General features: G+C 42.3%; 13 protein-coding genes. 12 read left to right on the top strand and 1 reads right to left on the bottom strand.

The window, feature by feature from the left end:
- The first annotated feature begins 15 nt into the window (after nt 1–15).
- From PSU78_RS03990 to PSU78_RS03950, 9 genes are all read left to right on the top strand, one after another.
- Nucleotides 16–267 (top strand): acyl carrier protein, encoded by a 252-nt coding sequence (locus tag PSU78_RS03990; RefSeq protein WP_300384629.1) that lies wholly within the window; start codon nt 16–18, stop codon nt 265–267.
- Between the two features lie 3 nt (nt 268–270).
- Entirely contained in the window at nt 271–1,524 is a 1,254-nt protein-coding gene (locus PSU78_RS03985; protein WP_300384626.1) for a beta-ketoacyl synthase, read from the top strand.
- Between the two features lie 43 nt (nt 1,525–1,567).
- Nucleotides 1,568–1,924 carry an EamA family transporter gene (locus tag PSU78_RS03980; RefSeq protein WP_300384623.1) on the top strand — a complete coding sequence of 119 codons (357 nt, stop codon included), beginning with the start codon at nt 1,568–1,570 and terminating at the stop codon, nt 1,922–1,924.
- Entirely contained in the window at nt 1,921–2,307 is a 387-nt protein-coding gene (locus tag PSU78_RS03975; RefSeq protein ID WP_300384621.1) for a multidrug efflux SMR transporter, read from the top strand. Before PSU78_RS03980 ends, PSU78_RS03975 begins: the two co-directional genes overlap by 4 nt.
- The gene (locus tag PSU78_RS03970; protein WP_300384618.1) at nt 2,300–3,517 is read left to right on the top strand and encodes a DegT/DnrJ/EryC1/StrS family aminotransferase; all 1,218 of its coding nucleotides are present in this window, start codon (nt 2,300–2,302) and stop codon (nt 3,515–3,517) included. Before PSU78_RS03975 ends, PSU78_RS03970 begins: the two co-directional genes overlap by 8 nt.
- Entirely contained in the window at nt 3,510–4,664 is a 1,155-nt protein-coding gene (locus tag PSU78_RS03965) for a peptidogalycan biosysnthesis protein (protein WP_300384613.1), read from the top strand. Before PSU78_RS03970 ends, PSU78_RS03965 begins: the two co-directional genes overlap by 8 nt.
- Before the next feature lie 129 nt (nt 4,665–4,793).
- A complete protein-coding gene (locus PSU78_RS03960) occupies nt 4,794–6,167 on the top strand; it encodes a TolC family protein (protein ID WP_300384609.1) in 1,374 nt (457 codons plus the stop codon).
- 75 nt (nt 6,168–6,242) lie between these two features.
- On the top strand, nt 6,243–7,448 hold the full coding sequence (locus PSU78_RS03955) for an efflux RND transporter periplasmic adaptor subunit (RefSeq protein ID WP_300384606.1): 1,206 nt from the start codon (nt 6,243–6,245) through the stop codon (nt 7,446–7,448).
- A gap of 10 nt (nt 7,449–7,458) precedes the next feature.
- Entirely contained in the window at nt 7,459–10,572 is a 3,114-nt protein-coding gene (locus PSU78_RS03950; RefSeq protein ID WP_300384603.1) for an efflux RND transporter permease subunit, read from the top strand.
- 187 nt (nt 10,573–10,759) lie between these two features.
- Here the strand turns inward: PSU78_RS03950 and moaC are convergent, their stop codons facing one another.
- Nucleotides 10,760–11,248: a cyclic pyranopterin monophosphate synthase MoaC gene (gene moaC / locus PSU78_RS03945; RefSeq protein ID WP_300384600.1), complete on the bottom strand. Its 489-nt coding sequence runs from the start codon at nt 11,246–11,248 to the stop codon at nt 10,760–10,762.
- 87 nt (nt 11,249–11,335) lie between these two features.
- Between moaC and PSU78_RS03940 the strand changes: the two genes are divergently transcribed.
- From PSU78_RS03940 to soxZ, 3 genes are read left to right on the top strand one after another with little or no spacing between them, the layout of a single operon-like run.
- Complete coding sequence (locus PSU78_RS03940; RefSeq protein WP_300384596.1) at nt 11,336–12,835, top strand: M48 family metalloprotease; 1,500 nt, start codon at nt 11,336–11,338, stop codon at nt 12,833–12,835.
- Between the two features lie 13 nt (nt 12,836–12,848).
- Nucleotides 12,849–13,292 carry a thiosulfate oxidation carrier protein SoxY gene (gene soxY, locus PSU78_RS03935; RefSeq protein WP_300384591.1) on the top strand — a complete coding sequence of 148 codons (444 nt, stop codon included), beginning with the start codon at nt 12,849–12,851 and terminating at the stop codon, nt 13,290–13,292.
- A gap of 8 nt (nt 13,293–13,300) precedes the next feature.
- On the top strand, nt 13,301–13,615 hold the full coding sequence (gene soxZ, locus PSU78_RS03930; protein ID WP_300384588.1) for a thiosulfate oxidation carrier complex protein SoxZ: 315 nt from the start codon (nt 13,301–13,303) through the stop codon (nt 13,613–13,615).
- Nucleotides 13,616–13,674: the final 59 nt, after the last annotated feature.

Raw genomic sequence — 13,674 nt, 5'->3', positions numbered from 1 at the left:
AAACTAGGGAAAGTTATGGAAAATACATTTGAAGTTGTAAAAGGGATGATTGCCAAAAAGTTGGAAATTGACCCTGCTACCATTCAACCTGAAAGTACGTTAACCGATGTTGGGCTTGACTCTCTTGACACTTTTGACATTATTTTTGATGCGGAAGATAAATTTGGCATTAAAGTGCCTAACGATCAGGTGAACGTTACTACCATTCAGGATGTAGCCAGTTTGTTCGACAAATTATTGGCTGAGAAAATCGCATCTGCGAAATAAAATATGGCTAATTCTCACTTGCGCCGTGTTGTTATCACGGGCATCGGCATTGTTTCTCCACTTGGCAATACACCTGACGAATTTTTCAGCAATATCACGCAAGGTAAATCTGGTATAGGTCTAATTAAAGCTGATTTTGTCGACTCACTCGATTGCAAAATTGCTGCTCAAGCTAACTTTGATGGTACGCAACACTTTACTAAACAGCAGCTTGCGTTGATGGATAATGTTAGCCAGTTCGCGCTATATTCTGCTCAACAAGCCGCCATTGATGCCAATCTAGCGCTATCTGATGATGATTTAAACCGAACTGGTTGCTATATAGGCACTGGCATGGGTGGAGCTAAATCTACTGAAGATGGCTATATACGGCTTTACAAAGAAAACCAAAGTCGTTTAAAACCATTTACTGTATTAATGGCAATGAATAGTGCTGCTGGCTCACAAATTGCAATGCATTTTCAGCTTTGTGGCCCCAATCTTACCTTCACTACCGCTTGCTCATCCTCTACAATCGCCATTGGTGAAGCTTACAGACAAATCCAGCAGGGGTATTGCGATGTAATGTTTGCGGGCGGTACAGAAGCCTTGCTGACTTTTGGCAGTATTAAAGCGTGGGAGGCACTGCGCACCTTAGCTAAACCAGATGAAGTTGACCCGGCATGCTCAAGCAAACCGTTTTCCAAAAATCGCACAGGCCTAGTTTTAGGTGAAGGTGCTGCTGTATTTGTTTTAGAAGAATTAGAATATGCCAAAGCCCGTGGCGCAAGAATTTACGCAGAGATCACTGGCTACGGCACTACCAACGATGGTGCACATATCACGCAGCCTAGTGTAGAAGGTCAAGCTAGGGCTATGCAAGCTGCACTTGAGAATGCCAATTTAGCGCCTGAAAAAATTGATTACATTAATGCACACGGCACTGGTACGCTACTTAATGATGCCACCGAAACCGCTGCAATTAAAAAAATATTTGGTGAGTATGCTTATAAAATACCTGTGAGCTCAACAAAATCTATGCATGGGCATTTAATGGGTGCAACAGGGGCGGTAGAGTTGGTGGCGGCAACTTTAGCCCTCACCAACAACCAGTTGCCACCTACGATTAATCTAGCTGAGCCTGACCCAGAATGTGACTTGGATTACGTGCCAAATGTATCAAGAAAAGTCGATAACATACAACATGTTATGTCAAACTCATTTGCATTTGGGGGCACAAGTGGCGTCATTATTTTAAGTAAAATTAACGATCACTAATTGTTTTTGAAATTTAATTAATGTTGATGCTCAATATTCTATTTTGACCTCTCTAGCTATTTTCATATGGATACTTAATGTAACCCTTGATACGGTAGGGCACATTGCTTTAAAACGCGCAGCCGTCACTGATAATGAAACCGAGCTAGGACGTTGGAAAGACATGCTTTCGTCAATACCAATATGGATAGGGATTGTATGTTTTTGCTTAGAGTTTGTGGTTTGGCTCGCCTTTTTATCTGTTTTGTCACTCTCTCAAGGCGTGCTATTAGGCGCAATCAATATGGTTTCCATTGTTATTGCGGGTAAAATTATATTTAAAGAGAAGTTAGATCGAAATCGTATTATTGGCATTAGTTTGATTACACTTGGCGTTTTGCTCGTGGGGATTTATGCATGAATAAAGTCTATTTCTACAGTATAGGTTTTGGCATACTCATCCTGTTCGACACACTCACGCAAGTGTCGTTTAAGCTATCCTCAACGCATGCTGGCGGATTTGTACTTGAATGGAGCTGGCTGATAGAGGTATTTAAAAATCCTTGGATTTACGGCGCCGTAGTTGGTTATTTAGGTGCATTTGTTGCTTGGATGACGCTACTCAAACATGCACCTGTAGGCCCAGCTTTTGCCGCCTCACACTTAGAGATTGTATTTGTACTGATCATCTCAAGTATCTATTTTGGTGAAAAGCTTAATGTCATGCAAATATTCGGCGCTTTGTGTATTGTGGCTGGTATCGTGTTCTTAAGTTTAAGTGAATCCAAATCGGATCATGATTAACCGACTTCGAGAAGTTCCGCCTACGGCTGGGCTAACACTGAGCTGTAAAGATGTCCTCCCAAGTAAAAAAAGTTTAGAGTCTAGTCTAGCCTCTTTTCTTAACACACCTACAACCCAAATAGAATGCTCTGGCACAGCAGCGCTTACCATTGCACTGCTCGCACTCAAAAAGAGTAGTGCCCGTCAAACGGTCATTATAAGCGCTTACACCTGCCCTTGGGTGCCAATAGCGGTGATCTATTGCGGGTTAACGCCTGTGGTTTGTGATACTAAAAAGAATACTTTCGAGTATTGTCCTGATGCACTAGTTAAGTCCATTAACCAAGATACTCTGGCAGTTGTCGTGACGCATTTAGGTGGACACGTTGCCTCTAACTTGGGCGAGATATTGAAACTTGCCAAACAGCAGGGCTCCTATCTGATAGAAGATGCCGCGCAGTCACTAGGCGCACGCTTTGGCAAACAGTTTAACTATAAAGCGGCAGGTACAGTTTGCGATATTGGCTTTTATAGCTTAGGAGTAGGTAAAGGATTAACGATTTTTGCTGGTGGCGTTTTAGTGGCTAAAGACGAATCTCTTAGAAAGGCTTTGCGTGAAACAAGTACAGAGCATGCGCATAATAACTTACTAAGCGAGACCAAAAGAATCATTGAACTGGTTGGTTATTATCTATTTTATCGCCCATTGGGTATCAAGTGGGTGTTCGGTTTGCCATTGCGCCGTCATTTATTACAAGGCAATATGATTAAAGCGGTAGGTGACGATTGCGCATTTAAGTTTCCCATTCATAAGGTTAGCGCTTGGCGCAAAAATATCGGAGCAAATGCGCTAGCACGCTTACCAATTTTCTTAAAACAATCGCAAATACAAGCACAACAGCGCATCCAGCAGCTAAAAAAAATCAAAGGGTTAATAGTCGTATGTCAAACTAATGACCACGTCGATACGTATCCCTTTATCTATGTATTAATGCCTAGTGAACAAGTACGCGATGCTGCTTTAAAGTCACTTTGGCAGCAAGGCTTAGGTGTGGGTAGATTGTTTATACACGCTATTTCAGATTATGATTATCTGAAGTCGCACTTTCAACAATCAAACACACCTAACGCGCAGGATTTTGCAGCAAGAGGTTTGATTATTAGCAATAGCCAATGGATGCGCGAGCAAGATTTCTTACAAATTCAACAAATACTCCTTCAATATGCTTAAAGTCGATTGGTTAAACTCTTACAAAGATATTCCAGAACAATTGTGGGAAGCTTGTTTCAAAGTGCCTTATGAAGGCCGCTGGTGGTATGCCGCACTTGAAGATGCTCAGCTAAACAATCAATTTACTTTTTTATATGGTCTAGTCTATCTTGACGATAAGCCAATTGCGATTGCACCAGCATTCGTAATGAATGTGCCAATTAATCTTGTAGTGCCTCCAGTCTTACTCCCTATTTTTAATATTCTAGGCAAGGTTTCCTCATCGCTATTGTATCAACGTACCTTCTTCATGGGCTCACCTTGTAGCGACGAAGGCCGTATTGGCATTTTGGGGGATATAAATACGCAAGAAATATTGACTGCAATAAATGCAGCAATGCAGCTTAAGGCAAGTGCGCTAAAAGCACCGATGCGTGTATGGAAGGATTTTTCAAACGAACATAAAAGTGCTTTGACTCAAGTAGCTAAAGAGAATGGATTATTTTCATTAGTCAGTTTCCCAGGAACGGATTTAGCGTTAGTAGGAAAAGATAAACAAGGCTATCTCAGCTCGCTTAAATCCTCACGCCGCAGCAAACTCAATAAAAAGCTTAAACAAGCCGCCCTAGCGCCACTGGACACTGAAGTCGTTAAGAACCCTAACCCAGCAATCATCCATGAAATTTTTACGCTCTTTTGGCAAACGTATGAAAAAGGTGGTACAAAATTTGAGCAATTAAACCATCTTTTTTTTGAATTAATTTCAGCTGATGAACGAGCGCATTATGTCATTATGCGCAACCGTGAAACAAAAAAAATTGCAGCATTTATGCTGTGCTTCCACTTGGGTGATCATGTGATTAACAAATTTATTGGTATTGACTACACCCTGCCAAAAGAATGGTTCGTTTATTTCAAATTATGGGAAGTAGCTGTTGAATGGTCGTATAGCGTGGGAGCCAAATCTATTCAAAGTGGTCAGACAGGTTATGCGCCAAAAATTGAACTAGGAAATGAAATGGTGCCGCTCACTAATTACTGCAAACACCAAAATTGGTTAATTCATCAAATTTTTAAAACTGTCGCCAAGACCATTAACTGGAACACCTTAGATGAAGATTTGGCTATTTACCTGAAGGCTTACCCACAACATAATCCAAAATTGTAAGCCCTCAAAGCTAAGCTAATTTCAACGTTCGCTTTGTCCGCTACTACTAACCTCTGTATAATATTTTAATTACATCTTACTGGGGTTTGGATGTTTCACCAATATCAGCTTTGGCGCAAGTTACTTGCCATGATAAGTGCCGTCGCACTTACTTCATGTTTAGCTCCAATAAACCCCGAACTCAAAGCACCAACGCCAACTCATTGGCGAAATGCAACTAATGAACCAGATGTTGATGCGGCTCAAAAAGACTGGTGGTTGTTACTCAGTGACGATGTCTTGAATGATGCGATTGCACTTGCATTAAAACAAAATTTCACGCTAGGTCAAGCGAAGGAGCGATTAAAAGCAGCCGAAGCTTTCCAGCACTCCACAGAAGCAACAATGAAGCCACAAGTAGGTTTCATGGCAGGCCCCGATAGCTTGTCGCGTCCAAGCAAAACAGTAAGCGCAGATCAGTCTATTGTAAGAACCTCTGGCGCTTTTATTGCTGGTTTTGATTTAATCTGGGAAATCCCCATTTTTGGGCTTGGAGATGCGCAACGTAAATTAACAAGTGCCAATATCAAAACCGCCACAACTGATATTCATTTAGCTAAAAACAATATTGTTGTGGAAGTCATTCGTGCTTATGGTGATTTAAGAGCCTCGCAAGAAAAGCTGCATCATTTTGACACTGTCATGTTGAATTACGAAAACTTAAGCGAACTGACCAAAAAAGGCAAAGAAGTAGGTTTGTTGGCGGAAAGTGACCAGGATTTATCACGTAAAGCTTTAGCTGATGCAGAGGATGCAAAACTCAATGCTTTTATGCTGAGTGAATCCTCTTTGCAGCGACTGCGTGTTCTATGCGGCCTGGCTACTCCTTTACCAAGTTGGTTGGATTTAGGTGACAGCCCTTGGGTAATTTCCCGCGCTGATAAGCCTGCACTCACTTTACCTGCTAAGTTGATACAAATTAGACCAGACGTACAACGAGCGGAGTCGCTTGTAATGTCCGCTGCTGGGGATTTAGGCATCGCACGCGCGGACCTTTATCCAAAACTCAATTTAGAGGGCGCACTCATGCTAGCAGGTAACCTTTCTGGCTCAAGTCGTTCATCACAGTCAATTACATTTTTAGCGCCATCCATTCGGCTTCCTATTGTAGATTGGGGCTTAGCACGTCAAATTGTGAATGCGCGCGAAGCTAAACTTCGGGAGGCTGTTCTTGCTTATCAAGAAACGGTTTTAATTGCGATAGAGGAAACGGAGGATGCGCTTGCGAACTTCAATGTGGCAGAGCGGCGCCAAACTCGAACCGAAAAAGAATTAACTCTTTTGCGTCAGAAGTCTGGAAAGATTCAGGCAGCGTATAATGCAGGTTATCTTAGCAGGCCAGAATTATTAAACATTGAAATTAAAGTGCTAGAGCAAGAATTACAAGCGATTGATACAAAGGTCGCTTGGTTGAACGCATTTGCATTGGTTAATAAATCATTCGGAAATGGTTCAAGTCTATAAGTAACATGCCGCTGCAATGCACCTAAATTGCATTTAGGAATGTATATAAGAATATTTGCGTACGTAAGGGGAATTATGGATTTGAAAGTAAAACAGATTTTCAAGCGCTATGCATTAGTTTGGCTAGTAGCTTTAGTATTAGTTGTTTATTTTGTTTTACACTCGTATAGCAAAGCAACACCTGCAAAATCAAATCCTGAACAAACTGTGACAGTTTCCGTAATTACCGTCAATTACCAAACTATTGCGAATCAACTGAGTTTTTCTGGTCCCATTGTTGGTCGAGAAGAGGTTCCTATTTATAGTGAGCTGGGTCAAGGTAGAGTCATTCAAGTTAGTGCGGATGAAGGTCAAAGTGTTAAAGCGGGACAAGTACTTGCCTACATTGATACCGCTGTCATCAAAACGCAAAAGTTGCAGCAAGAGGCCACTGTGCAACACGCAACACAATCAGTTGCACAACAAGAAACCATGGTAGAAGAATCAAAAGCGCAATACGATCAGGCTAAAGCTGAAAAGCAACGCGCGCAAGCAATTGCTGAGACAGGATTGCTTTCTGGCGAGGTTATTGAGCAACGCGTTACAGCTGAGCGTTTAGCCGAAGCCAGACTTAAGGCCGCTCACAATAACTTAGGTATCGCACAAGCCGATTTAGATCTAAGCCGTGGGCAATTAGCAGAAACCGAAGTGCATTTGAAACAAGCAACGATTAGTGCGCCTGTCTCAGGCACCATTATTGAGAGTAAAGCCCGAGTTGGTCTCTCTTTAGCTCAGTCGGCTGATCCGCTATTTGTAGTATTGCGCGATAACTTACTTGAGGTTGAGTTGTCTGCTTCTAGTTCGGAAGTAGCACAACTAAAATCTGATTTAAGTACAAAAGTCGAATTAACAGGCGATAGCACAATTTACGCAGGTAAAATACGCCATATTTCCTCTAAAATTGACCGTCAAAACCAAACAGCAAAAGTACGAATCGCTTTTGATAAGCAACCAAAAGCAACCATCGGTCAGACGGCCCATGTCAGTATTTTAACAAAAGGAAAAAAGGGTATTTACTTGCCTGATAGTGCTATTCGCTTCGAGGGCAGCACTGCATTTGTTTATGTTATTACGCAAAATAAGGCGATTAACGCCTCAATTAAAACTGGTAGTAGAACAGCAGGTGGTTTAGTTGAGGTAACACAAGGTCTTGAACCTGGAATGCAGGTTGTAGATCGTTTTTCTGCATTTTTACGTGATGGGCAAACGGTAAAAGTTTTTTCAAGTTTATCCACACGATGAGTTTAGGATTATGATGAGTCTCCGTGTTTCCTCATGGGCGATTAAGCGACCACTGCTTCCGTTTATTATTTTTACTGGTCTTGTTTTTGGCGGGTTGGCAGCATATTTTAAGCTGCCGATTAACAATTGGCCAGACGTGCAAATACCAATTGTTAACATTTCTATTAGCCTGCCGAGTGCAACGCCTAGCGAAATTGAAATACAAGTCACACGCCGATTAGAGTCATCTTTGGCCTCAATTGGCAATATTAAGCACATCACTTCTAACATTACAGATGGCGTATCGAGTACACAAGTAGAGTTTCAATCGGGTACTGAGGTTGGACAAGCCCTTTCTAAAGTGCGCGATAAAGTAAGCGAGATACGCGGATTTTTTCCACGCAATGCAGAGGAGCCTTTGATACAGCGTATTGATAGCGACAATAGCCCGATTCTAACTTACGCAGTTAGCTCACAAACACGCTCATTAGAGGAGCTCTCATGGTTTGTAGATAGCCAAGTAATTAATACTTTGCAAAATGCAAAAGGCATCTCAAAAACTTTGCGCCAGGGTGGGCAAGACAGAGAAGTCCACGTTGAACTAGACTCTGCCCGAATGCTGGCTTATGGTCTTACAGCTGACATTGTCAATAGTCAGATCCGACTTACTGCGCAAACATTGTCTGCTGGCCGACTGGATAATTTAGCGCAAGAACTACCAATCAAAGTCACTGGGGCACATAACAACTTAGCCTTGCTAGCTAATATGAAAATTGCGTTAGGGGATGATAGATTTGCCAGATTAGATGATATTGGCGACGTGATAGATACTATAGGTGAACCACGCCAGTTAGCGCAATTAAACCATCAGCAGGTGGTTGCTTTTGCAATTTATCGCTCACGCTCAGCCAGTGAAGTTAGTATTGAAAAAAATGTGAATGAACTACTTAAACAACTTGCTGCAACAAATCCAGACATTACCTTTACTATCATCCAGTCAGAAGTATCATATACCAAACAAAACTACTACTCGGCACTTTGGTCTTTTATTGAAGGCGCCATCTTGGCTGCAGCGGTTGTTTATTGGTTTCTGCGCAGCTGGCGCGCCACATGGATTGCTGGAATGGTGATTCCACTGTCCGTCATTCCTACTTTTTTGGTGATGCATTGGCTTGGCTTTTCGCTCAACATGGTGAGCATGCTTGCGCTATCGCTTGTGTCTGGAATATTGGTAGATGATGCGATTGTTGAAATGGAAAATATTATTCGTCATTTGCAAATGGGCAAAACACCGTATCAAGCAGCAATTGACGCTGCCGATGAAATTGGTCTAGCGGTGGTAGCTACTACGGCTGTCGTTATCGCCGTATTTGTTCCAGTGAGCTTTATGGGAGGCGTAGTTGGTAAGTATTTTAGCCAGTTTGGTTTAACCGTAGCGATTGCCACATTTTTCTCGTTGGTTGTTGCACGTTTAATTACGCCAGTGCTTGCCGCCTACTTTCTGAAGCCACTTAAACTGAACCCAGTGAGACCTTCAGCAAAGTCAGATTTTTTAACTAACCCGTCCTATACTCATCCTGAAGAAGCGTCTTGGGTTGGACATTACATGAGTTTATTAAATGAGGCACTTCGCAATCGAAAAAAAACTTTGCTCTATGCTGTCATCATTCTAGTAAGCTCAGTCGCGATGGTAAGCTTCTTACCAACTGGTTTTATGCCTGATGAAGATAAATCACAATCTGTATTAAAAGTGGAACTTCCCCCAGGTTCAAGGCTTGCTGATACTAATCAGGCTGTTGATACGATTTCTAAAATATTACTCAATCAAAAAGACGTTAAATCTGTGTTTGGACTAGTTGGTGGCGCCGATAGTGAAACGAATGTAGAGGGCGAGATACGCCAGGCTACACTTACCATTCAGCTTGTGCCAAAAGGCAGTCGCGAACAAGATGCAAAAACATTTGAACATAGTATGCTTATAAAGCTTGCTGATGTGCCAAATACGCGGATAGCTTTTTTAACTGAAAATGGTAGCAAAGCAGTCACAATAGGCTTAAGTAGTAATGACCCTGATTTATTGCAAAAGACGGCTGCTACGTTAGAACTGCAAATGTTGGAACTTAAGCAGCTAAGCAATGTTTCTTCTAATGCACCGCTACCACGAACAGAGCTGACCATCACCCCGCGCAACGATGATGCCGCTCGGCTTGGCGTCAATGTAGAGAATATTTCTGACGCTGTGCGGGTTGCTACCATGGGTGATTTAAGAGTTAACTTGGCAAAACTCAATGTGGGCAATCGCCAAGTGCCTATTCGCGTTTTACTTAATAACAAGGTAAAGGATGACCCAGAAATATTAAGTCAGTTATTGGTACCTACTCTGCAGGGTGCAATGGTGCCGCTTTCAGCTGTGGCTGATGTTGCGCTCGGCGCAGGTGCAACCAGCATTACCCGCTATGATCAACAGCGCCAAATTGTCTTGGAAGCGGATCTAAATGATGCAACACTTGGACAGGCCCTCGATAAAATTAATGCACTTCCTATCATGCAATCATTGCCAAAAGGCGTAACACGTTATGATCAGGGTGATGCAGAGCTTTTAGCGGAAATGTTCGATTCATTTACCACTGCGATGATTGCAGGAATATTAATTGTCTACTTGGTATTGGTATTGCTTTTCCGTGCGTTACTTCAGCCAGCAACCATTATGTTTGCATTGCCGCTCTCAGTATGTGGTGCGCTATTGGCTCTACTTATCGCACAAGCTTCATTATCATTGCCTTCGGTAATCGGTATTTTGATGTTGATGGGTATTGTGGCAAAAAATGGCATTTTGCTTGTCGATTTTATCGTAGAACATCGTGCAACTGGGCTCAGTCTACAAGAAGCTATTCTCACTGCATGTCATCAGCGCGCGCGCCCAATTGTTATGACTTCACTAGCGATGATCGCAGGCATGCTGCCTATTATTTTAGGTATAGGAGCTGGTACAGCTTTTCGCACGCCTATGGCACTCACTGTAGTTGGCGGGTTAATAAGCTCAACGGTACTTAGCTTATTCTTTATTCCAGTTTTATATACCCTAATTAATGATTTTGAACTGTGGCTTGGCCCTAAGTTTAAAAGCCTCACAACATTGCAATGACGCTATTCAGCTGTAATCAGGGCTTACTCTCTATTAGAGAAGGTGAAACTAAGTCAAAGAAGGTAGTTCGTGATAGCTACTATTTTTACACTGAGGTATTGACGCCATTGTCTACTCTTTAAGTTGGGCAGTAGTCGGACGAGAGCACTTTCTTAGATAATTTTCAGGGTTAGTAAGTTGTTGCTTACTATGGCGCTACCCAATCCCCAGACTTCCCACCATGCTTTTCCAATAGCTTGATGCTACCTATTGTCATGCCTCTATCCACCGCTTTGCACATATCATAAATCGTCAGTAAGCCTATGCTTACAGAGGTGAGCGCTTCCATTTCTACGCCCGTTTGACCTGTAGTTTCGGTGGTGGTAGTGCAGATAATGGACGTGTTTTTATCATCTATTTCAAAGGTAACGGCTACTTTTGTAAGGCTGATCGGGTGGCAAAGCGGGATTAAATCAGAGGTGCGTTTTGAGCCTTGAATCGCGGCAATTCTTGCGATGCCGAGTACGTCACCTTTTTTTGAATCGCCACTTTTAATCAGCGCTAAAGTACTAGCTTGCATGGTAATTTCACCGCTGGCAATTGCGATGCGCTTGGTGTGTGCTTTGTCACCAACATCGACCATGTGCGCTTGACCACTTTTGTCAAAATGGGTAAGGGTGTTTGCTGCTTGAGTCATTTTTTGCTTTCCACGGATAATTATTTTATGGATGATTTTTTATGAATCCTGCTGAACTAGCTTCGTAAAGTAGCTATCATAACAATAATGAAATTAAAAACTATTGTAATTGCAATTTTGCTGATAACAAACAGTGCGCTAGCCACCAATTTGTTGGCGCAATCTTATGGCGAACCTGTGTTAACGGGCAAGCCTTATGAAGCGCCAAGAAGCTTTGATTTGAGTTTGCCTGAGCTAGGCGATGTTTCACAAACCGTGCTGACGCCGCTTGATGAAAGGCGTATTGGCGAGCAGATTATGCGTGATGTATCGACCAGTGACGAGGTAGTGCAAGATGTAGAAATTATTGATTATCTGAATAATTTGGGTAATCGATTAGTTTCAGCGAGCAGTGATAAGCAGCAAAAATTTAACTTTTTTGTGGTGCAGGATAACTCCATTAACGCGTTTGCCATGCCTGGCGGTGTGGTTGGTGTGCATACAGGCTTAATACTAGCCACAAATAATGAATCTGAACTCGCCAGTGTATTGGGTCATGAAATTGGTCACGTGACACAGCACCACATGGCGCGTATGTTGGCTTCGCAAAAATATGACACGTTTAAAAACATTGCAGGCATTGCGTTAGCATTGCTGGTAGCGCGAGCTAACCCAGACTTGGCAAGTGGTGCGCTAACTACGTCTGCGGCTGTCGGTATACAAAATCAATTGGATTACACACGTGATCACGAGCGGGAGGCTGATCGCGTTGGTTTACAAATTTTAGATAGTGGCGGTTTTGATGTACGTGCGATGCCCGCATTTTTTACTACTTTGCAGCGTGGTACGCGTTTTGCAGAAGGTGGTGCGCCTAGCTTTTTGCGTACACACCCGCTGACCAGTGAACGTATCGCCGATGTTGCAAATCGTGTGTCACAAATGAGTTATAGACAAGTGCCTGATAGCGTTGAGTTTCAATACGTGCGGGCCAAAATTATTGCCAATAATGGCTCGGCAGACACTAATATTGAGGTGTTTAAGCAAAATATTAGTGAACATAAATATACCAATGAAGCGGCTGAGCATTACGGGTTAGCGGTCGCTTATCTGCGTAAAAATGCTTTGCCACAAGCTGAGAAGGAAGTGGCCTGGTTGAAAAAGTACGCACCGCAACATGCCATGATAGAAAATCTAAGTGCACGCTTGCAAGTCGTAGAGAATAATCCGCAACAGGCAGCTGAACAATACGCGGCAGCGCTTAAATTGTACCCAGATAATCGGGCACTGATTTATGGTTACGCAGATCATTTTTTGGCGATTAAACAAGCTGATAGTGCAATTAAACTGATTAAAGATAAGCAAGGTTTGTATCCTAATGATGCGCAGTTTTACGATGTATTGGCAAAAGCCTATACTATGCAGAATAAGCTTTTACTGAGCTATCAAGCACAAGGTGAGGCTTATTTTAGAAAGTACGATCTTGCACGTGCAATTGAGCAAATGGAGCTAGCGGTTAAAGCGAATGATGGTGATTTTTATCAAAAATCTATTGTCGAAGCGCGGCTCACTGAATTGCGCCGTTTGCAAGGTGAAGTGAAAAAAGGTTAATGAGGATGCAAAAATGCAACGTAGAGATTTTGTAAAGCTCATATCTGGTGCGTTTGCTATGGCTTTTATTGCACCTATAACTGCCTTTGCTGCAATATGGAATAAGGCTGCATTTGAAACCAATAAGTTAAATGAAGCAGAAAAAAAGTTAGAAATTAACAGCGAAAAGTTTAGCCAAGATATTTTGATTACCGTGCCAGATAAAGCTGAAAATGGTGCAATTGTTCAGGTTGAAGTCAAAAGCAATATTCCCAACACTGAAACTATTTCTATTTTAGTAGAGAAAAATCCAACGCCACTCATTGCTCATTTCAAATTTAGCAATGGCGCCGAGCCTTTTGTAGTGACGCGTATCAAGATGGCGGAAACTTCGAATGTAAAAGTGGTTGTGAAGGCTGGTAATCAATATTTTACGAATGCTAAAAATGTGATTGTTTTAGAGAATGGTTGCGGCTAAGGATTTCTATGGCATCAGATAACATGAAAATGCGCGCTCAGCTAAAGGGTGAAGTGACCGAGGTGAAAGTGCTAATGAGTCACCCTATGGAAACTGGGCGCAAAAAGGATGATTTTGATCGATTGATTCCTGCGCATTTTGTGCAATTAGTCACGGCCACTTTAAATGGCAAAACAGTGCTGGAAGTGCAATGGGGAACGGGCATCTCAAAAAATCCGTATCTAACGTTTAGACTGACAGGCGCCAAACTTGGCGACACGATTGAGGTGACTTGGCATGATAATTTGGGCGAGACCGCCACGCAAAATATTCTTGTCATTTAATAAGTTTAGGGGCTGTCCTAGATAACTAGCCCATATGTTTCTTAACCCATTGTTTTATT

The sequence above is a fragment of the Methylotenera sp. genome, assembly GCF_029945705.1.
Classification (GTDB): domain Bacteria; phylum Pseudomonadota; class Gammaproteobacteria; order Burkholderiales; family Methylophilaceae; genus Methylotenera.
Note: the sequence above shows the minus strand (reverse complement) of the source record. Positions and strands in the feature narration are given on the sequence as shown.

What these genes read in the sequence shown, in the direction of transcription:
- soxZ (WP_300384588.1), top strand. Translation starts at nt 13,301, where the DNA reads ATGGCATCAGATAACATGAAAATGCGCGCTCAGCTAAAGGGTGAAGTG.
- PSU78_RS03985 (WP_300384626.1), top strand. Translation starts at nt 271, where the DNA reads ATGGCTAATTCTCACTTGCGCCGTGTTGTTATCACGGGCATCGGCATT.
- PSU78_RS03975 (WP_300384621.1), top strand. Translation starts at nt 1,921, where the DNA reads ATGAATAAAGTCTATTTCTACAGTATAGGTTTTGGCATACTCATCCTG.
- PSU78_RS03960 (WP_300384609.1), top strand. Translation starts at nt 4,794, where the DNA reads ATGATAAGTGCCGTCGCACTTACTTCATGTTTAGCTCCAATAAACCCC.
- soxY (WP_300384591.1), top strand. Translation starts at nt 12,849, where the DNA reads ATGCAACGTAGAGATTTTGTAAAGCTCATATCTGGTGCGTTTGCTATG.
- PSU78_RS03965 (WP_300384613.1), top strand. Translation starts at nt 3,510, where the DNA reads ATGCTTAAAGTCGATTGGTTAAACTCTTACAAAGATATTCCAGAACAA.
- PSU78_RS03950 (WP_300384603.1), top strand. Translation starts at nt 7,459, where the DNA reads ATGATGAGTCTCCGTGTTTCCTCATGGGCGATTAAGCGACCACTGCTT.
- PSU78_RS03940 (WP_300384596.1), top strand. Translation starts at nt 11,336, where the DNA reads ATGAAATTAAAAACTATTGTAATTGCAATTTTGCTGATAACAAACAGT.
- PSU78_RS03955 (WP_300384606.1), top strand. Translation starts at nt 6,243, where the DNA reads ATGGATTTGAAAGTAAAACAGATTTTCAAGCGCTATGCATTAGTTTGG.
- moaC (WP_300384600.1), bottom strand. Translation starts at nt 11,248, where the DNA reads ATGACTCAAGCAGCAAACACCCTTACCCATTTTGACAAAAGTGGTCAA.
- PSU78_RS03970 (WP_300384618.1), top strand. Translation starts at nt 2,300, where the DNA reads ATGATTAACCGACTTCGAGAAGTTCCGCCTACGGCTGGGCTAACACTG.
- PSU78_RS03990 (WP_300384629.1), top strand. Translation starts at nt 16, where the DNA reads ATGGAAAATACATTTGAAGTTGTAAAAGGGATGATTGCCAAAAAGTTG.